Origin of the sequence: Galbibacter sp. BG1 (genome assembly GCF_013391805.1) — a bacterium.
In the GTDB taxonomy this organism is placed as follows: domain Bacteria; phylum Bacteroidota; class Bacteroidia; order Flavobacteriales; family Flavobacteriaceae; genus Galbibacter.
Genome location: NZ_CP058364.1, coordinates 1,065,951 through 1,091,232, shown reverse-complemented (window position 1 = coordinate 1,091,232; position 25,282 = coordinate 1,065,951). Strand labels below are relative to the sequence as shown.

At 38.6% G+C, this 25,282-nt stretch carries 22 protein-coding genes; 13 read left to right on the top strand and 9 right to left on the bottom strand.

The genetic code is table 11. The annotated features are described in order from the left end of the window. Positions 1–17 precede the first annotated feature (17 nt). The 6 genes from HX109_RS04710 to HX109_RS04685 all read left to right on the top strand — a co-directional run bounded on the left by HX109_RS04710 (position 18) and on the right by HX109_RS04685 (position 5,936). A complete protein-coding gene (locus HX109_RS04710) occupies positions 18–251 on the top strand; it encodes an acyl carrier protein (protein WP_008989958.1) in 234 nt (77 codons plus the stop codon). Positions 252–351: 100 nt separating this feature from the next. After that, positions 352–1,602 carry a beta-ketoacyl-ACP synthase II gene (gene fabF, locus HX109_RS04705; RefSeq protein ID WP_178950051.1) on the top strand — a complete coding sequence of 417 codons (1,251 nt, stop codon included), beginning with the start codon at positions 352–354 and terminating at the stop codon, positions 1,600–1,602. A 14-nt stretch (positions 1,603–1,616) separates the two neighbouring features. Beyond that, a complete protein-coding gene (gene rnc / locus HX109_RS04700) occupies positions 1,617–2,357 on the top strand; it encodes a ribonuclease III (protein WP_178950050.1) in 741 nt (246 codons plus the stop codon). A 103-nt stretch (positions 2,358–2,460) separates the two neighbouring features. Then, positions 2,461–2,937, top strand: coding sequence for an IPExxxVDY family protein (locus HX109_RS04695; protein WP_178950049.1), 477 nt, complete (start codon positions 2,461–2,463; stop codon positions 2,935–2,937). Further along, the gene (gene pyk / locus HX109_RS04690; RefSeq protein ID WP_178950048.1) at positions 2,930–4,357 is read left to right on the top strand and encodes a pyruvate kinase; all 1,428 of its coding nucleotides are present in this window, start codon (positions 2,930–2,932) and stop codon (positions 4,355–4,357) included. Before HX109_RS04695 ends, pyk begins: the two co-directional genes overlap by 8 nt. A gap of 244 nt (positions 4,358–4,601) precedes the next feature. Then, entirely contained in the window at positions 4,602–5,936 is a 1,335-nt protein-coding gene (locus HX109_RS04685) for a sulfatase (protein ID WP_255462768.1), read from the top strand. A gap of 62 nt (positions 5,937–5,998) precedes the next feature. Here the strand turns inward: HX109_RS04685 and HX109_RS04680 are convergent, their stop codons facing one another. The 7 genes from HX109_RS04680 to HX109_RS04650 all read right to left on the bottom strand — a co-directional run bounded on the left by HX109_RS04680 (position 5,999) and on the right by HX109_RS04650 (position 13,665). Then, positions 5,999–6,832, bottom strand: a complete 834-nt coding sequence (locus HX109_RS04680; protein WP_178950046.1) for a DUF1080 domain-containing protein — start codon at positions 6,830–6,832, stop codon at positions 5,999–6,001. Next, positions 6,832–7,578, bottom strand: a complete 747-nt coding sequence (locus HX109_RS04675; protein ID WP_178950045.1) for a DUF1080 domain-containing protein — start codon at positions 7,576–7,578, stop codon at positions 6,832–6,834. Before HX109_RS04675 ends, HX109_RS04680 begins: the two co-directional genes overlap by 1 nt. Positions 7,579–7,588: 10 nt before the next feature. Further along, entirely contained in the window at positions 7,589–8,641 is a 1,053-nt protein-coding gene (locus tag HX109_RS04670) for a sugar phosphate isomerase/epimerase family protein (protein ID WP_178950044.1), read from the bottom strand. Between the two features lie 197 nt (positions 8,642–8,838). Beyond that, the gene (locus HX109_RS04665; protein ID WP_178950043.1) at positions 8,839–9,990 is read right to left on the bottom strand and encodes a Gfo/Idh/MocA family protein; all 1,152 of its coding nucleotides are present in this window, start codon (positions 9,988–9,990) and stop codon (positions 8,839–8,841) included. Positions 9,991–10,165: 175 nt separating this feature from the next. Beyond that, the gene (locus tag HX109_RS04660) at positions 10,166–11,299 is read right to left on the bottom strand and encodes a Gfo/Idh/MocA family protein (protein ID WP_178950042.1); all 1,134 of its coding nucleotides are present in this window, start codon (positions 11,297–11,299) and stop codon (positions 10,166–10,168) included. A 26-nt stretch (positions 11,300–11,325) separates the two neighbouring features. After that, positions 11,326–12,555 carry a nucleoside permease gene (locus HX109_RS04655; RefSeq protein WP_178950041.1) on the bottom strand — a complete coding sequence of 410 codons (1,230 nt, stop codon included), beginning with the start codon at positions 12,553–12,555 and terminating at the stop codon, positions 11,326–11,328. 93 nt (positions 12,556–12,648) lie between these two features. Next, positions 12,649–13,665, bottom strand: a complete 1,017-nt coding sequence (locus HX109_RS04650; protein ID WP_178950040.1) for a sugar phosphate isomerase/epimerase family protein — start codon at positions 13,663–13,665, stop codon at positions 12,649–12,651. 143 nt (positions 13,666–13,808) lie between these two features. Here HX109_RS04650 and HX109_RS04645 point away from each other — a divergent pair, with 143 nt between their 5' ends. Further along, entirely contained in the window at positions 13,809–15,524 is a 1,716-nt protein-coding gene (locus HX109_RS04645; RefSeq protein ID WP_178950039.1) for a GMC oxidoreductase, read from the top strand. A gap of 13 nt (positions 15,525–15,537) precedes the next feature. Further along, positions 15,538–16,185 (top strand): gluconate 2-dehydrogenase subunit 3 family protein, encoded by a 648-nt coding sequence (locus tag HX109_RS04640; RefSeq protein ID WP_178950038.1) that lies wholly within the window; start codon positions 15,538–15,540, stop codon positions 16,183–16,185. A gap of 165 nt (positions 16,186–16,350) precedes the next feature. Here HX109_RS04640 and HX109_RS04635 read toward each other — a convergent pair whose 3' ends face one another. Continuing rightward, positions 16,351–16,893 (bottom strand): alpha-ketoglutarate decarboxylase, encoded by a 543-nt coding sequence (locus tag HX109_RS04635; protein ID WP_178950037.1) that lies wholly within the window; start codon positions 16,891–16,893, stop codon positions 16,351–16,353. Positions 16,894–16,998: 105 nt separating this feature from the next. Between HX109_RS04635 and HX109_RS04630 the strand changes: the two genes are divergently transcribed. Continuing rightward, positions 16,999–19,812 carry a 2-oxoglutarate dehydrogenase E1 component gene (locus tag HX109_RS04630; protein ID WP_178950036.1) on the top strand — a complete coding sequence of 938 codons (2,814 nt, stop codon included), beginning with the start codon at positions 16,999–17,001 and terminating at the stop codon, positions 19,810–19,812. A gap of 62 nt (positions 19,813–19,874) precedes the next feature. Beyond that, positions 19,875–21,146: a 2-oxoglutarate dehydrogenase complex dihydrolipoyllysine-residue succinyltransferase gene (gene odhB, locus HX109_RS04625; protein WP_178950035.1), complete on the top strand. Its 1,272-nt coding sequence runs from the start codon at positions 19,875–19,877 to the stop codon at positions 21,144–21,146. Positions 21,147–21,466: 320 nt separating this feature from the next. Here odhB and HX109_RS04620 read toward each other — a convergent pair whose 3' ends face one another. Then, on the bottom strand, positions 21,467–21,904 hold the full coding sequence (locus HX109_RS04620) for a TIGR02281 family clan AA aspartic protease (protein WP_178950034.1): 438 nt from the start codon (positions 21,902–21,904) through the stop codon (positions 21,467–21,469). 306 nt (positions 21,905–22,210) lie between these two features. Here HX109_RS04620 and HX109_RS04615 point away from each other — a divergent pair, with 306 nt between their 5' ends. From HX109_RS04615 to HX109_RS04605, 3 genes are all read left to right on the top strand, one after another. Continuing rightward, entirely contained in the window at positions 22,211–22,978 is a 768-nt protein-coding gene (locus HX109_RS04615; protein ID WP_178950033.1) for a TatD family hydrolase, read from the top strand. A 105-nt stretch (positions 22,979–23,083) separates the two neighbouring features. Beyond that, positions 23,084–24,223, top strand: a complete 1,140-nt coding sequence (locus HX109_RS04610) for a 1-acyl-sn-glycerol-3-phosphate acyltransferase (RefSeq protein WP_178950032.1) — start codon at positions 23,084–23,086, stop codon at positions 24,221–24,223. Between the two features lie 34 nt (positions 24,224–24,257). Then, entirely contained in the window at positions 24,258–25,232 is a 975-nt protein-coding gene (locus HX109_RS04605; RefSeq protein ID WP_255462844.1) for an asparaginase, read from the top strand. The last annotated feature ends 50 nt before the right edge of the window (positions 25,233–25,282 follow it).

Here is a 25,282-nt window from a genome sequence, read left to right as displayed (position 1 = left end):
TTTAAAACAAAAAAATTATGTCAGACATTGCATCAAGAGTAAAAGCGATTATCGTAGACAAATTAGGTGTAGATGAAAACGAGGTTGTGCCAGAAGCTAGCTTCACAAACGATCTAGGCGCAGACTCATTAGACACTGTGGAATTGATTATGGAATTCGAAAAGGAATTCGATATCCAAATTCCAGACGATCAAGCTGAAAACATTGCTACTGTTGGTCAAGCAGTTAAGTATATCGAAGAAGCCAAGTAAACGTTTTTATAAAGAAATAGACCAAAAAATTTATTCATGCTATATTGCGTGAATAAATTTTTTTGGTAGATTATTATTTATCAGAATAAAAAATATTCAGATGAAATTAAAGCGAGTTGTAGTAACAGGATTAGGAGCATTAACCCCCATAGGGAATACTGTAGACGAATATTGGAACAGTCTTTTGAATGGCGTTAGTGGAGCTGCTCCAGTAACCCATTTTGATGCTGAAAAATTTAAAACGCAATTCGCCTGTGAAGTTAAAAACTTTGATCCTACCAACTTTATCGATCGAAAGGAAGCGCGCCGTATGGACCGTTTCGCCCAGTATGCCATGGTTACGGCAGACGAGGCCCTGAAAGACTCAGGCTTGGATATGGATAAAATGAACAAATATAGAGTCGGTGTTATTTGGGGAGCTGGAATTGGAGGGTTGGAAACTTTTCAAGAAGAAGTAACCAATTTTGCCCTGGGCGATGGAAGTCCAAGGTTCAATCCTTTCTTTATCCCAAAAATGATTGCCGATATTGCTCCTGGATTGATTTCCATTAAAAATGGTTTCATGGGGCCAAATTATACTACTGTATCTGCGTGTGCCTCTTCGGCAAATGCTATTATAGACGCCTTAAATTCCATTCGTTTGGGAACAACCGATGTGGTTGTTACTGGAGGTTCAGAAGCTGCCGTTACTGCAGCAGGGATGGGTGGATTTAATGCCATGCATGCCATGAGTACCAGAAACGATGATCCTAAAACAGCCTCTAGGCCTTTCGATGCCAATCGGGATGGTTTTGTACTCGGTGAAGGATCTGGAGCATTGGTACTGGAAGAATATGAGCATGCCTTAGCACGCGGAGCTAAAATTTACGCAGAAGTTGTTGGAGGGGGGCTCTCTTCCGATGCTTACCATATGACAGCACCACATCCGGAAGGAATAGGCGTGGTAGCCGTTATGGAAAACTGCTTAAACAATGCGGGTCTTAAGCCAGAAGATGTAGATGCCATTAATACACATGGTACTTCTACACCATTGGGAGACGTTGCAGAGCTTAAAGCAATCACCAAGGTTTTTGGTGAAAATGCTTACAACATCAATATCAACTCTACAAAGTCGATGACGGGTCACCTACTTGGTGCCGCCGGAGCTGTAGAAGCAATTGCTTCTATTTTGGCTATAGAGCATGGTGTGGTACCGCCAACCATTAACCATACAACCAAAGACGAAAACATCGATCCGAAGTTAAATTTAACTTTAAATGAGCCGCAAAAGAGAGATGTTAAGGTGGCCATGAGTAATACTTTTGGATTTGGTGGGCACAATGCCTGTGTGGTTTTTAAGAAGCTGGATTAGATACATCAAACTGAATGAAAATCATTCGTAAAATATTAAATTCCCGGTCACAAGATGGCGGGGATTTTTTTTTAGAAATCTACGATATTCTAGGTTTCAAACCCAAAAATATTGAGCTGTATAAAAAGGCGTTTACGCACCGTTCCGTCAACATAAAAGACGAGAAGGGACTTCCTATAAACTACGAGCGGCTTGAGTTTTTAGGGGATACCATGTTGGGCTCTATTATTTCCAATTACCTTTATAACGAAGTTCCAACGGGAGATGAAGGTTACCTCACTAAAATGCGCTCCAAGATTGTAAGTAGGGAGCATTTAAACGAATTAGGCAAAGACTTAAACCTCATTAAATTCGTGAAGAGTAAAATTCCAAGCGAACATTTTGGGGATAATATCCATGGCAATGTATTCGAAGCTTTGGTTGGAGCCATTTTTTTAGATAGGGGCTTTAGCTATTGCGAGCAGTTTATTCAAAAAAGGGTTATAAAACCTTACGTGGATATAGAAAGTTTGGAAGGTAAAATTATAAGCTATAAAAGCTTGATTATTGAATGGTGCCAAAAGGAAAAAAAGGAATTTCTTTTCGATACGTATGAAGATAATGGCAACGACGACATAAAGCATTTTGCAGTTAAACTTTTTATAAATCAAAAGGTAATTGCCAAAGCGCGTGCCACTTCCAAAAAGAAAGCCGAGGAAAGTGCCGCCAAAAGAGCCTACTACGCACTTCAGGATAAAATTGAAGATTTCCTATAGCCCAACTACAACGTTTTCGCGTTAAAATCCTTGGAATCAGTCCTTGAAAAGTTGCTAAGTCACAGTTATAATTATATATTTACATTTCCGTGTAAACTCGTATATGGCTATCTATAAACTATTAGATGAATTTTATGAACACTCTTATACCTTAATCGCTATTCACGGATCTTTAGACGATTATAAGTTAGCTTATTTATTAAATTTAGAGTTAAATATAAAATTGCAGCGGTTGGATGTTGATGTTAACATAGCTGAAAACATTAGTATGCCAACCTTTAAGTGGTTTGATAATGAGAAGGAAGTGTCATGGAGTCTGGTAAAAAATAAAACTAGCATTGAATTGGTAGGCTCGGCAATTGGGCTTTTTGGGGTAAACAAGGCCGTCCAAAACGCTTATTTTATACCAGAGTACAGCAAAGTAGATTACTTTTTGAAAATAGACGAAGAAGGTGCCTATAAAAATGAAGTTCAAGTTTTAATGGCGCTAAAAAAAATACCCGGTATTATTACCGCATATAAAATTGAAGCACAACAACTAAAATCTAAAAATAATTTAATTTTTCTAACGAATGCCTAATAGAAAAAAGACAAAAATTGTAGCTACGCTTGGTCCCGCCACAAGCAGTAAAGAAGTCTTAAAAGACATGATTGAAGCGGGTGTGAATGTATTTAGGATTAATTTTTCACACGCAGATTACGAAGATGTTAAAGAGCGTATCGAGATGATTCGCTCCCTCAACAAAGAGTACAACTACAACACCGCCATATTAGGAGATTTACAAGGTCCGAAGCTTCGAGTTGGAGTCATGAAGGAAGATGTTATTGTAAGCAAAGGAGATGAAATTACTTTTGTTACGGGAGAACCTTTTGAGGGGAACGCAGAACGGGTTTATATGAACTATAAAGAGTTTCCCCGTGACGTACAGCCAGGTGAGCGTATTTTACTGGATGATGGAAAACTGATGTTTGAAGTGGTCGCAACAGATAAAAAAGCAGAAGTAAGGGCTAAAGTTATTCAAGGAGGTCCTTTACGTTCCAAAAAAGGGGTGAACCTTCCAAATACGAATATTTCCCTACCGGCACTTACCAAGAAGGATATAAAGGATGCTATTTTTGCAGTTCAGCAGGAGGTAGATTGGATTGCTTTATCTTTTGTGCGCCACAGTGAAGATTTAATGGATTTGCAGAAATTGATTGCAGAGCATACCGATCAAAAAATTCCAATTGTTGCGAAGATAGAAAAGCCAGAAGCGGTTGAAAATATCGATAAAATCGTTGCGCATTGCGATGGTTTAATGGTTGCAAGAGGGGATCTTGGAGTAGAAATTCCTGCACAGGAAGTGCCATTGGTACAAAAACAGTTGGTACTTCGGGCTAAGAAAGCAAGAATTCCGGTTATTATAGCTACCCAAATGATGGAAACAATGATTTCCAGTCTTACTCCCACAAGAGCAGAAGTAAACGATGTGGCAAACTCCGTAATGGATGGAGCCGATGCTGTAATGTTGTCGGGAGAAACTTCTGTAGGAGCTTATCCAGTACAAGTTATCGAAAGAATGTCCAGCATAATCAATAGCGTAGAGCATTCGCATTTAATAAAAGTGCCTCAGGAGCCACCACACATAAAAACCAAAAGATACATTACCAAATCGGTTTGTTTCCATGCAGCAAGTATGGCAAACGAAATTAATGCCAAAGTAATTTCTACCTTAACAAATAGTGGTTATACAGCGTTTCAAATATCAGCGTGGCGCCCTAAGGCACACATTTTGGTATTTACTTCAAACAAACGCATATTGACCCAGTTGAGTTTATTATGGGGAGTAAAGGCTTTTTATTACGACAAGTTTGTGAGCACAGACCAAACTATCGAAGACGTAAACCAAATCGCCTGCGATAAAGGATTTTTAGAAAAAGGGGACATGATGATTAGTCTTGCCGCTATGCCGATTAAAGAAAAAGGAATGGTTAACACCTTAAGGGTTACCGAAATTTAAATTTAACGTCTATCGTTTTAATATTGGCGCCTGCACTTTATAGTGTGGGCGTTTTTTATTTAATAAGTTCTTCTTTAGTGAATTAAACTTTTCTTATATTTACTTATAGTCTCTTGTACTATATAGTATTTAAAACCAATTCCAATCCTTTTTTATTATGAAATTAAAGAATAAAATACTGTTATTATTTTCTTTTATCATCAGTTTTCCTGTATTTGTTCAAGGGCAATCCGGGCCTAAAAAAATGAATTTTATAGTAATCTTTGCTGATGATTTGGGCTATGGAGATCTTAGCACATATGGGCATCCTTCCATTAGGACTACGCATCTAGATCAAATGGCCGTCGAAGGTCAAAAATGGACCAACTTTTACGTGGGAGCCAGTGTTTGCACGCCAAGTCGGGCGGCTTTGTTGACGGGGCGATTGCCCATTAGAAGTGGTATGGCCAGTAATAAAGAACGGGTTCTCTTTCCAGATTCCGATCACGGACTGCCTTCCGAAGAAATTACCATTGCCGAACAACTTAAAAAGGCAGATTATGCCACTGCTTGTATAGGGAAATGGCACCTAGGGCATCATAAAGAATACTTGCCCACGAGTAATGGATTCGATTATTATTTTGGGATTCCGTATTCCAACGATATGAATTTTGTAGGGAATATTGCTTCGGAAGAAGAAAGGTATAATATTAAAGGAGGTGGTCAAAAAACTAAACCCGAATTATTTAATGTCCCATTGATGCGGAATGAAGAGATTATAGAGTTCCCGGCAGATCAAACAACAATTACCAAACGATACACAGAGGAAGCCCTTTCGTTCATCAAAAAAAATAGCTCAAAACCGTTCTTTTTATATCTGGCTCATAATTTGCCTCATGTGCCCCTTTTTGCTTCCGAAGACTTTTTAGGGAAAAGCGACCGTGGTTTATATGGCGATGTGGTAGAAGAAATTGATCATGGAGTGGATGAAATTTTAAACCTACTTAAAAAACAGGGCATCGCAGAAAATACAATTGTTGTTTTTACTTCAGATAACGGACCTTGGCTTTCATACGATGAAAAAGGAGGTAGTGCCGGTTTGCTAAGGGCTGGAAAAGGAACTACTTGGGAAGGCGGGATGAGGGAACCTTGTATTTTTTGGTCACCCACGAATATTAAGCCAGGTGTTATACACGATTTAGGGACTACTATGGATTTGTTTCCAACATTTAGTACCATTGCTGGTATTTCGATACCTAACGACCGGGAAATGGATGGTGTAGACCTCTCCAATACTCTATTTAAGAAAGAGTCATCCCCAAGGGAAATCGTTTATTATTATCGGGGAACCGATTTGTATGCCGTGCGTAAGGGGGATTACAAGGTTCATTTTGTAACCGAAGGGGCCTATGGCCAGTTTGGAGGTAAGGAAGTTCACAACCCGCCATTATTATTCAATTTAAATGAAGACCCTTCAGAAAAATATAATATTGCGGCTGAACAGCCAACTATCATTGAAAAAATACAAGAAGAAATTGAAGAACATAAAGCCACGATGGTACCTGGAAAAGATCAACTCAAAGATAGGAGCGGTAAATAAAAAAAGGTCTAAAAACACTGTAATGGTTTTTAGACCTTTTAAAATTGGCTTACAAAATACTTTTATTCGAGTTCCCTCACCCAAATATTTCTATAGCTTACACGGCTATTATCTCCGTGATCTTGTAGTTTAATAGGACCTTTTCCATGAGGTTCGTTTTTAGGCCAACCAATATAAGGCGTTGTTCCCTTTATTTCGGTGTGGTCTTGAATAAGCACTCCATTGTGAAGAACAGTAACCGTAGCAGATTTTATCTTACCGCCTTCGTCGTTAAATTCTGGCGCGTGGTAAATAATGTCGTAGGTGTTCCATTCTCCCGTTGGAGCTGATGCTTTTGCCAACGGAGCACCTTGTTTATAGATAGAACCCACTTGCCCATTGGTGTAAGTGTCATTATCGTTGTTGTCCAGCACTTGAACTTCATACCTATTTTGAAGAAAAACACCACTGTTGGCTCGGCTTTGGCCTTCGCCTTGAATTTCAGCCGGAGATTTCCACTCCACGTGCAACTGCACACTACCAAAATTCTGTTTGGTTTGTATGTCCCCTGCTTTATTTTTAACCGTCATGCTTCCGTCTTTGTTTAGCGTCCATTGTGCTTCTGTGCTATCTATACTGCTTATCCAATGATCGAGGTTGCTTCCGTCGAATAGCACAATTGCATCGCTGGGAGCTCCGTTTTTACCATTTGGATCTACCGTGGGAGGCACTGGTTTATAGAATTCGGTTTCTTCTGGCTTTGTAGGTTCTTTTCCGCTGTATTCTGGATATGTTATAACCTCGGGCGATGCGATGGAATCTTTAGCCACTTCTTCTTGAGGTTCTTCTTTTGGAGTAGTGTTGCAGGCCATTAAGGCTACTGCCAATAAAATCCCTGTAAAAGTTTTGTTTATCATTAATTAAGTTCTTTAATTTTTATATTTCTGAATGCTACCTTGTCGCCGTGGTATTGGAGTCCGATCTTTCCTTTTTCAAAAGTTCCAAATCCTTCCCAATCCTTAAATTTGGAATTAGCAATCATTTCTTTCCACTTATCGCCATGAACAGGGAATTCAACAATCTTGGTTCCGTTTAAAGTTACTTCTCCATGATTGGATGCATGATCAATTTTAAGGATACAGGTATTCCATTCCCCAGCAGGTTTGGTAACATCTTCACTTGGTGCGATCATATCGTATAGTGCACCTGCTTGATGGGTAGTACCGGCTTTGGCATCTGGATGCCTTTCGTTGTCTAAAACCTGAATTTCGGGCCCGGTTTGGTAAGGCTCCTTAAACTTTTTGTCTTCTTGAACTCCCCAGAAAATACCGCTGTTACCTCCTTCAGAAATTTTCCATTCCAACGAAAGCATAAAATTTTTGTATTCATCATTAGAGACAATGTTTCCCGCTTTATCCCCGGGTGTTAAAACCATAGCATCACCTTCAATAGACCAAGCCTCGGAGACTTCCCCACCGTTATACATATGCCAAGAATCAAAGTTCTTTCCGTCAAAAAGCACTTGCCAATCGGCTTCTTTCTTAGGTTCTTCAGTTGTTTCCACTTTTGCCGTAGCATCTTCTTTAGTTTCAGTTTTTTTACCTTCCTTACAAGAGATAAAAACCAAAGAAAATATAGTTAAAACGGTGAATGTTTTTTTCATGACTTAATTTTTAAAGATTTAAAATTCTTTTCAATTTATTTTCATCAATATCTGAACCTGCAAAATCATCGAAAGCACGTTCGGTAGCTTCAATAATATGCTTTTGTATAAATGGGGCACCTTCCCGGGCTCCTTGCTCAGGACTTTTAATGCAGCACTCCCATTCCATTACCGCCCAAACATCGCAACCGTATTGGGTAAGTTTGGAGAATATTTTTTTGAAATCTATTTGTCCATCGCCAAGAGAACGGTATCTTCCTGCGCGATCGCCCCAATTGTTATACCCTCCAAAAGCACCTTTTTTACCGGTTGGATTAAACTCTGAATCTTTCACATGAAAAGATTTAATGAATTCATGATAATGATCGATGTATTCTATATAATCTAATTGTTGTAGTACAAAGTGGGAAGGGTCGTAAAGGATGTTTACTCGTTTATGATTGCCGGTAGCTTCTAAAAAACGCTCGAAAGTGTCGCCATCGTGAATGTCTTCCCCAGGATGTACTTCGTAACAAACATCTACGCCTTGTTCGTCGAATTCATTTAAAATAGGGAGCCAACGGTTCGCTAATTCTTCAAATCCCATTTCCACTAGTCCGGCTGGTCTTTGAGGCCATGGGTGAAACGTATGCCATAGAAGAGCCCCAGAAAAAGTAGCATGTGCATTAATGCCTAAATGTCTGCTTGCTTTGGCTGCTTTTTTAACTTGGTCTACCGCCCATTCGGTTCTGCCCTTCGGATTGTTTTTTAGATTTTCTGGCGCAAAATTATCGAACATAATATCGTACGCTGGATGAACGGCTACCAACTGTCCCTGCAAGTGCGTGGACAATTCCGTTATTTCCAATCCGTAGCTATTGACTTTTCCCTTTAGTTCGTCGCAATAGGTTTTGCTTTCTGCCGCTTTGTCCAGGTCTATTAAAAAACTTTCCCAAGTTGGTATTTGTATTCCTTTATACCCTAGATCGGCTGCCCATTTACACATCCCATCTAAGGTGTTAAAAGGGGCTTTATTATCTACGAATTGTGCTAAGAATACGGCTGGTCCTTTTATCGTTTTCATTTGTTGCTATGTATTTATTTAAAGGAAACATTTTTTTGATATGATTTTTAGTAAAATCACAAGAAAAGGTTGTTTCATTATTAGTATTTAATATTTTATTTGAAAGCCCATATTTTTAATGGTGATCTTAAAACTCAAAGCTTTAGTATCAAAAATTACTTGTAGAAGAGTTTTTTGAAGCTCACCAATGCTAAACTCTAAAATGAATCCAATTTCACCCAGCTTGCATTTTGCTTGTCGCTTTCTACAGCTGCATAAATAAACTGAACTCCTCGAACCCCTTCGGCAACCGATGGATAATCTGGTTTTTCTATTGGGTCATTATTTATCACGCTCATTAAATGTTTGGCAAAGCCTCTGTAAATATTTGCAAAAGCCTCCAAATATCCTTCCGGATGCCCTTTTGGGATTCTTGAAATTGCTCTTACTTCTTCATAAATATCGTTTCCATCTGGAGTAAAAGTTTGTTGTGGTTTATCGATCCATTTGGTAATCAATTTTGTAGAATCCTCTTGGTTCCATTCCAAACTGCCTTTGCTTCCATAAACTTTAACAATGAGCGCATTTTCTTCCCCAACGGCCATTTGCGAGATAGACATAGTGCCCTTTGCTCCATTACTCATTCTAAGCAATAAATTACCGTCGTTATCAAGCACCCTATTTTTTCCTATTCTACCAAGGTCGGCGGCGAGTTCTGTAATCTCGGCACCGGTTATGTAAGAGACTAAATTTTCTGCATGGGTGCCAATATCTGCTAATGATCCACCGATACCAGATTTTTTGGGGTCGGCACGCCAGGGCTTTATTTTAGCTTCTTTCTCTTCCTCTTCTTCGGCCATCCAGCCTTGGAGGTATTGTACTTGTACTTTTAGAATTTCTCCTAATGCTCCCTTGGCTACCATGGCCTGCGCCTGTTTCACCATAGCATTACCAGTGTAGTTATGGGTGAGCGCGAAGAGAAGCCCAGTTTCATTAACCAATTTTTCTAAAATTTTTGCTTCGTTTACCGTAAGGGTCATCGGTTTGTCGCAAACCACATGAAATCCGTTTTCAAGCGCCATTTTTGCAGGTTCGAAATGTAAATGGTTTGGGGTAACGATGGTAACGAAATCCATTCGATCCCCTTCCGGAAGCTCTTTCTCTTTCAAAATCATTTCTTGAAAACTTCCATAGCATCTATCTTCTGGGAGGAAAAGAGCTTTTCCCGTTTGTTTGGTTTTTTCAACCGTGCTGTTGAAAGCGCCACAAACTAGCTCGATCATTCCATCCAGTCCAGATGCTTTTCTGTGTACATCTCCCATGAACGAATCGAGACCGCCGCCAACCATGCCCATTCTTAATTTTCTCATTTCTGTATACTTTTAAAGTGATTTTGTGTAAGTTCTTACACGATTTTTAAAAAGGATTTTAAGTTACTCAATTTAAATTTTTCTAGAAAGAATGCTTTTAATTTTATGAAAAAATAAAGCTGCGGGTTGGCAAACCCACAGCCTCTTACGATGTATATTCTAAAGGAAATCTTTTTTAAACATCGATCCAAACATTTCCTTTTTGATGCGATTCTACCGCTCGCTCTATAAAATTCATGCCGCGAACCCCGTCTCTCATAGTAGGGAATTCCCCGGGGTGGTATTTCTCTTTACGAATCGCTTTGGCAACACCTTTATAGATATTTCCCATAGAATCGAAAATGCCTTCGGGGTGTCCAGGAGGCAATTTAGTGCCGTCTAAAGAGAATTCGCTATTATAACCGTGTCCAGATTTTAAAACGCGCATTGGTTCTTCATCCGTGAGGTGGTAGAGGTAATTTGGGTTTTCCTGCTCCCATTTCAATCCGCCTTTGTCACCATAAATATTAACGGCAAAGTTATTTTCTTCGCCTGTGGCAATCTGGCTGGTGCGTAACACACCTTTTACGTTTTCAGCAAGGCGAAGAAGAATGGTGCCATCGATATCCATTTTATTATCACTGTACAGGTAATTTAGGTCGGCCAAGATCGTCTTAACTTCCATCCCTGTAACATATTCAATCATATCGAAACCATGGGTGCCAATATCCCCAACACAACAACTAATGCCCGATTTCTCTGGATCTAAACGCCAAATGGTATTTCTTTTTTGCTTATCGTGAATAATTGGGTTAATCCACCCCTGATAATATTGAACGTCTATTTTTTGGATTTTACCAATGACTCCCGAAGCGATCATCTCTTTCATTTGTCGCACCATAGGATAGCCGGTATACGTGTAGGTAACCGCAAATACCTTATTGGCTTTTTCTAATGTTTGCTGAAGGATTTCTGCTTCTTCCAAAGTGGTTGTCATCGGTTTTTCGCAGATGACATTGAAACCAGATTCCAATAATTTTTTGGCCATTGGAAAATGAAGAAAGTTAGGGGTAAGTATGGAAACCACTTGCATACGTTCTTCTTCTGGAAGCTTTAACTCTCCTTCAATCATAGCATCAAAATCCTTGTAGATGCGATCGATTGGAATGCCAATTTGCTCAGCGAAGCCGATGTTTTCATCGTAATTTGGATTGAATACCCCACCTACGAGTTGATAACTGTCGTACATGGAAGAGGCGATACGGTGTAAAACCCCTATAAGAGAGTCTCCGCCCCCACCTAAAATTCCTAATCTTATTTTTTTACTCATTTTTATATGGTTTGTTGGTTGTGTACTTATTGTTCTTTGTAAGCTACTTTTTCATCTTTAAAGAAAATAGCGAATAATACGGCTACTGCTAGGGCAAATCCAGCTGGATAGATCCAAATGCTATACCAATCGTGACTTCCTTCAGCAATTAAAAATTTATCAGAAATCATTCCGGCTATTTCAAAACCTATGAGCATTCCTACCCCGTACGTGGCTAAAGTAATTAAACCTTGAGCTGCACTCTTATATTTTGGTCCCGCTTTAGAATCGGTATAAATCTGTCCGGAGACAAAGAAGAAGTCGTAGCAAATACCGTGTAAAGCAATACCAATAATAAGCATAAACACTAATTCCCCGGCGTTTCCGTAAGCAAAAAGCAAATAACGGATAGTCCATGCAAGCATCCCTGCTAAAATGGTTTTTTTAAATCCAAATTTCTTAAAGAAAAAGGGTAGCAGAAGCATAAAGAGAACCTCAGACATTTGCCCAAAAGACATCTTAAAAGTAGAATTCTCGACTCCAATTTCTGTTAAAAAAGGACTTGCATTTTGGTAATAGAATGCCAATGGAATACAAATTAATACAGATGCAATAAAGAATAACAGGAAGTTCTTGTTCTTTAAAAGGTTTAGAGCATCCAAGCCTAAAATTTCGGAAATACTTGCTTTTTCATTTTTATCCACTTTTGGTGGTGTCTTGGGAAGTGTGAAACTAAATAATCCTAATACTGCTGAAGCCACAGAAACCATTAAGAATGTATTTTTAAGCATTCCTTGAGCAATATTCTGGGTAGAATCCCAAGCTAAGAAGCTTATTACCCCGCCAGCTACAATCCATCCTATAGTTCCAAAAACACGAACAAAGGAAAATTGTTTTCCAGGATCCGTCATTTGGTTAAAGGAGATAGAATTTACCAAAGCCAAAGTTGGCATATAAGCAATCATATACCCCAAAACAAATGGATAAAAAGTACCAAAATCGGCACTTTGGTACATAAAGTACATTAAAACGGCCCCTATTAAATGGAGTACACCAAGAATTCTTTCCGCATTAAAATAACGATCGGCGATGAGACCTATTATAAAAGGAGCTACGATAGCCCCCCAAGATTGTGTAGAAAATGCCATGGCAGATTGAGAGCCCGAAGCCCCTAAGTTGTTGCTTAAAAATGTGCCCAGCGTAACAAACCAACCGCCCCAAATGAAGAATTCCAAGAACATCATTAAGGAAAGTTGAAATTGAATTTTTTTGTTCATATGAACTTGCGTTTAAATAGTTAGAGTTTGTAATTGTGTTCCTGTTAAGAAACGTTGTTGTTTTGTTTTAAATACAATATTATACTATATAGCTTATGTAGCCGAAGGATTATCTAGTTTTTTAGCAACATCAAGCAGAAGTGCTTTGGTTGCCAAAATCCCTTTTTCTTCAGAAATGGCCTCTCCTTCGTATTCAACGCCTACGTAACCGGTGAAGCCGGCGTCTTTTACAATCTGCATCATTTTATAGTAGTCTATTTTGGTTTCTTTGCCTTCTTTATTAAAATTATAGGATTTTGCGCTTACTCCTTTGGCATAAGGCATTAATTCTTTTACACCTTTATACATATCGTATTCTTCTATGCAGGGTGCGTCCCAAAGTGCATCGCCTTCCCGTCGCAAGCAAAAATTACCAAAGTCTGGTAGCGTTCCACAATTAGACTTGTTCACAGTTTCTATTACTTCTGCTAACAGCGCAGCATTCGAAGATAGGTATCCGTGGTTTTCAACAATAATATTCACTCTTTTCTCCTCGGCGTATGCCGTTAAAACAGTAAGGGAAGCAATACTAGCTTCTTTCCACTCTTCTTTCTCCATGCTTCCAAAAAGATTAATTCTCATGGAGTGGCAACCGAGCACCGAAGTAGCGTCTACCCAAATCTTATGGTTTTCTATAGCTTTTGTACGCATTTCTTCGTTTGGGGTGGCTAAAAGATTATCTTCCCCAGGAAGATCTACCATCATAATTTGGTTATGCATTTGGTGTTCGTCACTTTTCTTTTTCAAGTCTTCGGCCAAAGAAATAATGGCATTGTTATCATTACCACGTTTTTCTATTTCCTTGTTATATAGTTGACTCACGTATTCTAGGCCTGTAAATCCCCAAGATTTCGCCTTTTCCGCAAAATTCATTGGGTTTTCCCCTTGCTCCAAGATCATTTTGTGCATAGACCATTGGGCAAGCGAAAATTTAAAAAATGGCTCGAAAGAAACTTCTTCAGTGGGGGAATTGTTTTTTTTAGAATGGTTATTCTTGCAGGCATACATACCTAGAAAAGAAAGGGCTAAACCCGCTTGTCCGGTATTTTTCAGAAAGATTCTTCTCTTCATATTCTCATAAATTGATATTGAAAATTAGTAAATCAGTAATGTTAATGTTGTTAAAATAGGGTATTGATAATTAAATTATTCGTCTAATGTAAAAAATTAATTTTTATATTTGAAAAACTACTATTGTAAACAAGCTATAAATAATGAGTACATTTTACTACAATTCCCCCGAAGAGGAATACGATGCCATTGTTGTTGGTACCGGTGTTTCAGGAGGTTGGGCAGCGAAAGAACTGTGTGAAAACGGTCTAAAAACCTTGGTTTTAGAAAGAGGCCGAATGGTTAAGCACATTGAAGACTACCCGACTGCGAACCTCGATCCTTGGGACATGCCTAATGGAGGTGCTGCATCCCGGGAAGTCAAAGAAAGAAAATACAAACAAGCGAGAACAGGATATACGGTTCGCGGTGATAGTCAGCATTTCTTTGTTGATGATATAAAACACCCTTATAATGAAGATCGCCGTTTCGATTGGATGCGTGGATACCATGTAGGTGGTCGTTCTTTAATGTGGGGTCGGCAAAGTTACCGAATGGGTGATGTGGATTTTGAAGCAAACCTAAAGGACGGAATAGCTGTAGATTGGCCGGTAAGATATGCCGAATTAAAGCCTTGGTACGATAAAGTTGAACAATATATAGGAGTAAGTGGTGTAAATTTAGGATTGCCACATTTACCAGATGGTAATTTTTTACCTCCAATGGATCTAAACTGTGTAGAAGATCACTTTAAAAACTCAATTGAAGGAAAATTTAATGATCGTGTAATTACGATTGGACGTGTAGCGCACATTACCCAAGGAACCAAAGAAGGTGCAGGGAGAAGTGCTTGTCAATACAGAAACCGTTGCATTAGAGGTTGTCCTTTTGGCGCCTATTTTAGCAGTAACTCTTCTACATTGCCAGCGGCAGAAGCAACCGGTAACATGACCCTTAGGCCATTTTCCATTGTTCACGAAGTGATGTACGATGAAAATACTGGTAAAGCAACTGGTGTGCGCGTTATCGATGCTGAAACTAAGGAGACTTTTGAATACAAAGCGAAAGTAATTTTCCTTTGTGCTTCTGCAGTGGCATCGGCATCAATTCTACTACAATCTAAATCTAATAGATTCCCTGACGGAATGGGTAACGATAGTGGAGAATTGGGAAGAAACTTAATGGATCATCACTTTAGAGTTGGTGCAAGTGGAAAGTTTGATGGATTCCACGATAAATATTACAAAGGAAGACGACCCAATGGGGTTTACATACCGAGGTTTAGAAACTTAGGTGGAGATACCGATCAGAAAGATTTTATCCGTGGTTACGGTTATCAAGGTGGAGCAAGTAGAGGCGATTGGTCAGAATCCATTAAAGAGCTTTCCTATGGTAAAGATCTTAAAAAAGCGATTATGGAACCTGGTGGATGGACCATGGGGATGACTGCCTTTGGAGAGACCCTTCCAGACCATAACAATAAAATGTATTTAGATTACGATAAGAAAGATGAGTGGGGATTACCTACCGTAACTTTCGATGCCGATTTCGGTGAAAACGAAATGGCCATGCGTAAAGATATGAAAGATCAGGCTGCAGAAATGCTAGAGGCAGCTGGATTTAAAGATATTTCTACCTACGATAGTATTGGTGGTATGGGGCTAGGAATTCATGAAATGGGTACCGCTAGAATGGGGAGAGACCCAAAAACATCGGTGCTTAACAAGCATAATCAATTGCATGCAGTGCCTAATGTGTATGTTACCGATGGAGCGTTTATGACTTCTTCTGCTTGTCAGAACCCATCATTATCTTACATGGCATTTACTGCTAGGGCTGCAAACCATGCTGCAGAAGAACTTAAAAAAATGAATCTGTAAAAGAATATATGTAATGGATAGAAGAAAAGCACTTAGAAATATTGGTTTAACTACAGGTTTTGTTGTAGCATCGCCCACGTTGTTAAGCATGTTACAAAGTTGTACGGAGGACAAAGCAACTTGGACACCGACATTTTTTACGGAAGAAGAAGGCGTTGTACTTACCAATATTGTAGATATCATTATTCCTAAAACAGATACACCTTCTGCTTCAGAAGTAAATGTACCACAGTTTTTAGATCAATATGTATTGGAGGTTGAAACGGAGGAAGCTCAGAAAGAATACCGTAAGAAAATGGCTGGATTGGCAAATCAACTAAAGTCTAAATACGGGGATGACGTTTCTGATATTACTCCAGAGCAATACGAAGAAATCGTTGCAGAAAATCTTAAGGTTGATGAAAGCAAACGAAAAGATTTAAACGATCGAATAAGTATTGAAGGAAATGAAGTAGAAATAGGAACAACAGAAAATAAAGTTCAAGATAATGAAGCATTGGCGTTTGGGATGATTAACGATTTACGTTGGTCTACCATTAACGCGTACAAAAACAGCCAGCAAATTGGAGAAGAAGTTTTAGCTTATGATCCGGTTCCTGGAGTTTATATTGGGTGTTTGCCTCTAGACGAGACCACCCAAGGAAAAGCTTGGTCTTTATAAGGCTCAAAGATTTTACTTAAATTTTGCGTTTTAAAACCTCTTCTTTTAGTTAGTTTGAAAGAAGAGGTTTTTTTAATGGATTCAAATCCCACACAGATTCATGGAAGAATGATTTAATTTTACACCAAGCTTCCTTTTTATGTTGTCAATAAAAAGTTGGGAAACTTAAAAATAAAACCTTACAAAAGGCATAAACGGCGTGGAATAAATGCTTTTGTCTTCATCATAAAGCACATCTGCCTGGATGCCTATGGTAACTGGCCCTGTGCTATAACCAATACCTAAAAAGAGGGCAGGGTACCAATATTCTTCTTTTAGATCTGGCCCACCTACTCTGTCCAAACTTCGATAGACTTTCAGTTCTTCAAATTCAGCAGATAATTGCAGCTGCCTAAAAGGGTTGTAAAAGGTCATGACGCTTCCGCCGATAACCGTAGCCGTATAAAATTCAGCATTGGCATAAGTAAAATCAATACCTACCCCTGTGGCAAATTTCGGATTTATTTGGTAAATGGCACTTGGGGAAACGGTAGCGCTAAAAAAATCGCTTCCAACACTCAATCCGAAAGCACCACCATAACGTACTTTACTCCAGAAATCGGATTTTTGATTGTAAGCATTTACTTGAGCTTGTGCAAAATGCGTAATTCCTAACACAAAAAGTAAAACGATGTATTTTTTAAAACAGCACTTGTTATAAATATGCATATCAGTAATTTTTATCTTATAAATATATTAAAACCGTGTTTCAATTTTGGTAAATATTGTACTTTTGTATAAATTTTGTCTAAACAGAGACAGTGAAAAGATAACATGGATAAATATTCCTTTTTAAATGCGGCGAATACCGCTTTTTTTGCGGACTTATACGATCAATATTTAATAAACCCAGATAGTGTTGAGCCAAGTTGGAGAGCCTTTTTTCAAGGTTTCGATTTTGGGATGGAGAATGCAGATGCTTCCGATCATCAAACTTTTTCTGAAAGTGGAACGGTTACTTTCGAAGTTCCAGCTACGGGCGAAAAACTAGAAATCTCCCAAGACGTTTATAAAGAGTTTCAAGTGGTACGCCTTATTGATGGCTACCGCAGTCGCGGTCATTTATTTACAAAAACCAACCCTGTAAGGGAAAGAAGAAAATACGAGCCTACACTGGCAATTGAAAATTTTGGTTTGGAAGAGGCCGATTTAAAAACAATTTTCAATGCAGGTGATATTTTGGGCATTGGTCCCTCAACGCTTCAGGAAATCATCAATCATCTAGAGGCAATTTATTGCGATGCAATTGGAATTGAGTATATGTATATTCGAAATCCAGAGCGCATACAGTGGATACAGGAATGGTTAAATGTAAACGACAACCATCCTAAATTTTCCGAAGAAGAGAAAAAGAATATTCTTAGGAAGTTAAATGAAGCTATTTCCTTTGAAAACTTTTTACATACCAAATATGTGGGGCAGAAGCGTTTTTCTTTGGAAGGAAACGAATCTTTAATCCCCGCGCTGGATACCATGGTAGAAAAAGCAGCCGATATGGGAGTAGAGCAATTTGTAATGGGAATGGCTCACCGTGGAAGGCTTAATGTGCTTACCAATATTTTTGGAAAGCCGGCAAAGGATATTTTTAGTGAATTCGACGGAAAAGACTATGAACAGGATATTTTTGATGGAGATGTAAAATATCACCTAGGTTGGACAAGCGACCGAAAAACCCATGGAGGGAAAAAAATAAATATGAATATTGCTCCCAACCCTTCCCATTTGGAAACCGTAGGTGCGGTTGTGGAAGGTATTACGCGAGCAAAACAAGATAGACATTTTAAAGACGATTTTTCTAAGGTGTTACCAATTGTGGTGCATGGGGATGCCGCTATTGCTGGGCAAGGGATTGCTTATGAAGTTGTGCAAATGGCATTGCTCGATGGTTATAAAACCGGGGGTACCATACACATTGTGGTAAACAATCAAATTGGTTTTACCACCAATTATCTCGACGGAAGATCTTCTACGTACTGTACCGATGTTGGTAAGGTTACCTTATCACCAATACTTCACGTAAATGCAGACGATGCAGAAGCCGTAGTTCACGCAGCTACGTTTGCATTAGATTATCGTATGCGCTATGGAAGGGATGTATTTATCGATCTTTTAGGATATAGAAAATACGGACATAACGAAGGAGATGAACCTCGTTTTACACAGCCAAAACTTTACAAGGCTATTTCCAAGCATCAAAACCCTCGCGATATTTATGCGGAAAAACTAAAGTCTGAAGGGGTAATAGATGACTCTTTTGTAAGTAAATTGGAAGACGACTATAAAAAATCTTTAGAAGAGAAACTGGAAGATTCCCGTAAGGAGGATAAAACAATTATCACACCTTTTATGCAGGATGAATGGAAAGGCTTTAATCCGGCATTGGAAGATAAAATGATGGAAGAGGTAGACACTTCTTTTTCTAAAGATAAACTGACGGAAATTGCTAAAACAATCACCAATCTTCCGGGGGATAAAAAGTTCATGCGTAAAATCGAGAAACTAATAAATGAACGTAATAAAATGTTCTTTGAAACTGACAAACTCGATTGGGCGATGGGAGAGCTGTTGGCTTATGGTAGTTTGCTAGAAGAAGGTTTCGATGTACGTATGTCTGGACAGGATGTAGAAAGAGGTACTTTTTCTCACCGCCACGCAGTAATCAAAGTAGAAGAATCGGAAGAAGAGGTTGTTTTGCTGAACGAATTAAAAGAAAACCAAAACGGACATTTCGATATCTACAATTCATTACTCTCTGAATACGGAGTGGTAGGATTCGATTATGGTTACGCCATGGCAAGCCCAAATACGTTAACCATTTGGGAGGCGCAGTTTGGAGACTTTAGTAATGGTGCCCAAGTGATGATAGACCAATATATTTCTGCAGCCGAGGATAAATGGAAGCTACAAAATGGATTGATCATGTTGTTGCCCCATGGTTACGAAGGGCAAGGGGCAGAGCACTCTTCTGCTAGAATGGAGAGATATCTTCAGCTTTGCGCCAAAGACAATATGTTTGTGGCCGATGTTACAACCCCAGCAAACTTATTTCATTTGTTCAGAAGACAAATGAAGGCCGATTATAGAAAACCTTTAATTGTTTTTACCCCAAAAAGTTTATTGAGGCATCCAAAAGTGGTTTCTTCCGTAGAAGAAATGGCAAATGGGAGTTTTCAAACAGTGATAGACGATGCCGAAGCAGAAGTTAAAAAAGTGAAGACTTTGGTGTTCTGTACTGGGAAATTCTACTACGATCTTTTGGCAGCAAAAGAAGATAAGGAGCGAGATGATGTTGCTTTGGTAAGAATAGAACAGTTGTTCCCTTTACCAACAACCAAAATGAGAGAAATAATAGAAAAGTACAGCAACGCAGAGGAAGTAGTTTGGGCACAAGAAGAACCAAGGAATATGGGTGCTTGGAGCCACTTATTGCTTCATTTTGATGAGGCCCGTAGCTTTAGGGTGGCCTCGCGCCGTTTCTATGCTGCGCCCGCTGCTGGTAGTGCAACACGTTCTAAGCGAAGACACGAACAAGTAATAGAATATGTTTTTGATAAAACCAAAGACAATATGCAAAGACAGCCTAAATAGAGTATCTTTAGGCTAGAAATAGAAAATTATACAACAAAAAATATAAAACTAAAATAAAGAACATGGTTTTAGAAATGAAAGTTCCCTCTCCCGGGGAATCGATTACAGAAGTAGAGATAGCAGAATGGTTGGTAGAAGATGGAGATTATGTGGAGAAAGACCAAGCTATCGCCGAGGTAGATTCTGATAAAGCTACTTTAGAATTGCCAGCAGAGGCAAGCGGAAAAATTACATTGAAGGCAGAAGCGGGAGATGCTGTAGCGGTTGGAGAGGTAGTTTGCTTAATTGATACCGATGCCGAGAAGCCCGGAGGCGGCGATAAAGAAGAGTCTAAAGACAAAAAGAAAGAGGAAAAATCAGGGAAAGAAGAAAAGTCAGATAAAAAAGAATCTTCTAAAAAAGAAGACCAGGTTGCTGACGATACCAAACCTGGAGAATCGGCTGACAAACAAACTTATGCCACTGGTACTGCTAGTCCGGCAGCAAAAAAGGTATTGGCAGAGAAGGGGATTGATGCTAAAGATGTAAAAGGAACAGGAAAAGACGGAAGAATAACCAAAGAAGATGCCGTAAAAGCAAATCCTTCTATGGGAACTCCGGGATCTGGAAGTCGTGGTACCGAACGCAAAAAATTATCCATGTTGCGACGCAAAGTGGCAGAGCGTTTGGTTTCTGTAAAGAACGAAACGGCCATGCTTACTACCTTTAACGAGGTAGATATGAGCCCGATTTTCGAATTGCGCAAACAATATAAAGAAGACTTTAAATCGAAACATGGGGTAAGCCTTGGTTTTATGAGCTTCTTTACTTTGGCAGTTGTGAGAGCGCTGGAAATGTATCCCGCAGTAAACTCCATGATTGATGGAAAAGAAATGATAAGTCATGACTTTTGTGATATTAGTATTGCGGTTTCGGGGCCAAAAGGATTAATGGTTCCTGTAATAAGAAATGCAGAAAACCTAAGTTTTAGAGGTGTGGAAGCAGAAGTGAAAAGATTGGCAATTAGAGCTCGTGAAGGTGAAATTACGGTTGATGAGATGACGGGAGGTACCTTTACAATCACCAATGGTGGTGTTTTTGGTTCTATGTTGTCCACCCCAATAATCAATCCACCACAAAGTGCTATTTTAGGAATGCATAATATTGTAGAGCGCCCAATTGCTAGAGATGGTGCTATTGCAATTGCTCCTATTATGTACGTCGCTTTGTCTTACGATCACAGAATTATCGATGGAAAAGAATCCGTTGGATTTTTAGTAGCTGTAAAAGAAGCTTTGGAAAGTCCGGAAGAGTTATTGATGGATGGTAATGCCAAAAAAGCGTTGGAGCTGTAATTCAGTTTTTAAATATAGAAATGGAAACGCCAAGGTAAAAGCCTTGGCGTTTTTGTTTTTGGTTGGTTAATACGCTGTAAAGAAAGTTAAATAGATAAAACCAAAAATAAATTAAGAAGAAAGGTGATCATTGCTAATGAAACTATTGTTATAGCTAAAAAAATATCTCGTGGGGCTTTTTGTAATTGGTGGCTATTATCCTCCATCATCTATACTGTTTTTGTTGATTGATGTAAAATTGCCTTAAAATAGCCTTGTATTCAAGAGGTAATTCCCCCTTTTTTGAGGGGGGATTGTTAAACTTCCAATAATTGGTTGCTTTATTTTAGGTATAAGTTCTTTTTTTGATAGTCTATTACAGCTTTAGCCTTCTTAAGTACATCAGCCCCAATAATCCCATGAACCGGAAGTGCGTCGTGAATGGTAAGTGCAGAATTTACATGGGTAAGATCGAAAAGCACTATTTTTATTTTTTTGCGATTCCATCCTTCAATTTCTATGCTGTTTTTTTTAGAAACTTGTGTTAGCATATTTGTGGCACCAGCACCGGCAGCTTTAATTTCAGAATCTTCGGTTTTCAGTTTAAAATGCTCTACACAGTCAAAACCAATACAGGTATTAGAAGCACCTGTGTCCAGGATAAACCTTCCCGTAATCCCGTTTATTTTTGCGACAACTTCAAAATGATTGGTTTTAGTAAATGTGAGGGGGGCTTCTATATATCCTTTTTCTGATAGAAATTTTTTCAGGCTCTGCATTATCTATTGTTTTTTATGCAAATATAGCCGTTTAAACCATTAACATGAGTTCGGTTATTCTTACTTTGTCAAAACACTTTTAGATATTGAAATACGGGGCTCTATTGAACGCAATTTCTGGATATTCAGTAAGAAAGATCGAAGCAGGTTGTTGTAAAGCTTAATTTTTAATAAAAGTACCTGTTTCCTGCGTTAGGCTTTCATGAGGTAGCTTGCTAACCCATGGAAAACCTGTCTTATAACCAAATACTTTTATTAATTTTGACTTTGTTATAATAATCGAATTCAGGTTGTTATTTTTGCGCCATGATTTTAACAGATACACATACGCATTTATATAGTGAAGCTTTTAATGATGATCGAGATGAGATGATGAAAAGGGCTATAGACGCTGGAGTAGAGCGTTTTTTTGTTCCAGCGATCGATTCCACTTACACAAAATCCATGATGCAATTGGAAGCTAATTATCCGGATAATGTTTTCTTAATGACGGGTTTGCATCCAACACATGTAAAGGAAAATTATCTAGAGGAGCTGCAGCACGTGGAAAGCCTCTTGGAAAAGAGAGGGTTTTATGCTATTGGCGAAATTGGGATAGATTTATATTGGGACAAAACTTCTTTAAAAGAACAACAAGAGGCGTTTCAACAACAAATTCAATTGGCGAAGAAGTTTAAACTCCCTATTGTTATTCATTGTCGGGATGCTTTCGATGAGGTTTTTGAAGTTTTGGAAAGTGAAAAAGGAGAAGATCTGTTTGGTATTTTTCATTGTTTTACGGGAACTTTGGAGCAGGCCCAGCAAGCATTGTCCTACAATATGAAATTGGGTATTGGCGGCGTTGTAACATTTAAGAATGGTAAAATTGATAAATTCTTGCAAGAAATTCCGCTTTCCGAAATAGTGTTGGAAACAGACGCTCCTTATTTAGCTCCCAAACCTTACAGGGGGAAACGTAATGAAAGTTCTTATCTTACAGAGGTAGCGGGAAAGCTCGTTGATATTTATGGATTGCCTTTGGAAGAAATCGCCAAAATAACCACCAGAAACTCGAGAGAGGTATTCGGTATTTAAGGTAAGTAAATCTACCTCAAGGATGCTTTAACAACCTTTTAATCCACAATTGGACTTAAAGTAAAGTAATTTTTGTTTTTTTGTCATAAAAATCAGCTATTTAAAGTGATAACTATAGACGATCTTAGGCCTTATTACGATTCTGAAGTTAACGAGGCACTTATAAAATACATGGAGCATCCTATGTTTCAAGCGATGCTGCAGTTTACATTTCCAGAATGTACCAAAGAACAGATCGTTGAAATAGTTAAAGGTTGTAATTCCATTCAAGACTTCCAGTCCAAAATTATATACAATAGTATACAAATGATTCTGGAAAAGAGCTCAGAAGGGCTTTCTTCTTCTGGCTTCGAGAAATTAGCTCCTGGGGAATCCTATTTATTCATTTCCAACCATAGGGATATAATTCTGGACACCTCTTTTATAAATGTGGCTTTGCACGATCACGATTTGGTAATGACAGCTTCCGCCATCGGGGATAATTTGGTAAAAAAGCCTTTTCTAATGGCACTCTCCAGATTAAACAGGAGTTTTATCATTAAAAGGGATCTAGCCCCGAGGGAAATGCTTAAGAGCTCCAAATTGATCTCAGAGTATATTCGAACAGCCCTTCAGCAGGAAAAAAGATCGATATGGATTGCACAAAGAGAAGGCCGAACAAAAGATGGAAACGACCAAACCCAGCAAGGGGTCTTAAAAATGTTGGCACTGGCGAATGATGATAAGGAAGTGATGGATTATTTTAAAAAGGTAAAAATTGTACCAGTGGCCATTTCTTACGAGTACGACCCTACCGATATTCTAAAAATGCCGGAATTAACCGCCAAACATTATGATGTGGAGTATGTAAAGTCAACCAACGAAGACTTTAATAGCATCTTAAAAGGAATTACAGGAAATAAAAAACACATCCATATTGCCGCTGGGAAGGTGCTCGATACCGAGTTGGATGTTATAAAAAGTAGCAGAGAACCTGCTAACAAGCAGTTTCAGTTATTGGCCGATGTTATCGATGCAGAAATTTACAAAAATTACAAATTGTGGCCTTCCAATTATTTGGCTTACGATATGCTGCACGGGACATCGAAATTCAAAAATAAATACACCGATAAAGAAAAACGGCATTTTAAAAGAAGGATACAGCGTAGGGTGGCAGAAAACAATGAAGTGGAACTTAAAAACTTCTTGGAAATGTATGCCAACCCTGTTGTAAATAGCTTAAAGGAATTGGAAAGTGCAAACTAATATATTACTTATATATACCGGCGGAACCATTGGGATGGTTAAAGATTTTGAGACCGGGGCTTTGCGTGCTTTTAATTTTGATAAATTACTAAAGCGAATTCCAGAACTTTCGCACTTAGATTGTAATATCGATACTATTTCTTTTGAAGACCCCATCGATTCATCCAATATGAATCCGAAGTATTGGGTGCAAATCGTAGAAATCATAGAAAAGAATTACGAGGAGTACGATGGTTTTGTAGTGTTACATGGAAGCGATACCATGAGCTATACCGCTTCAGCTTTAAGTTTTATGTTGGAAAATTTGTCGAAACCTGTAATTTTTACAGGTTCTCAATTACCTATTGGGGATTTAAGAACAGATGCGAAAGAAAATTTAATTACCTCAATAGAAATTGCTTCCTTAAAAAAAAGCAACCGACCTGTAATTCGCGAAGTGTGTTTGTATTTCGAGTATAAACTGTACCGAGCCAACCGCACCACTAAAATAAATGCTGAACATTTTCAGGCGTTTACTTCTTTAAACTATCCACCGCTGGCGGAGAGCGGGGTGCATTTAAAGGTAAATTATGAGTACCTATTAAAACCCACTCGAAAGAAATTGAAGGTTCATAAAAATATGGACGCCAATATAGCCCTGGTAAAACTGTTTCCGGGGATTAATGAAAGTACGTTGACCTGTTTAATGCTTAGTTCCAATGCAAAAGCCATAGTTCTAGAAACGTATGGCGCTGGAAATGCCCCTACTGAAAAATGGTTTGAAGAATTGTTGAAAAAAGCCATAAAATCGGGAAAGGTTATCGTCAATGTTACCCAGTGTTCAGGTGGAAGTGTGCTTATGGGACAGTATGAAACCAGTTCGCACCTAAAAAAAATTGGCTTAATTAACGGAAAAGACATAACAACAGAGGCTGCTGTCACTAAATTGATGTATTTGCTCGGGAATAATATTCAGCGTAAAGTGTTCAAAACCATCTATGAAACTTCTTTGCGAGGTGAAATGCCTTAAAATTAACTACATAAATTTTAACAACTAAAAAAAAATTCGTTATTTGGCGC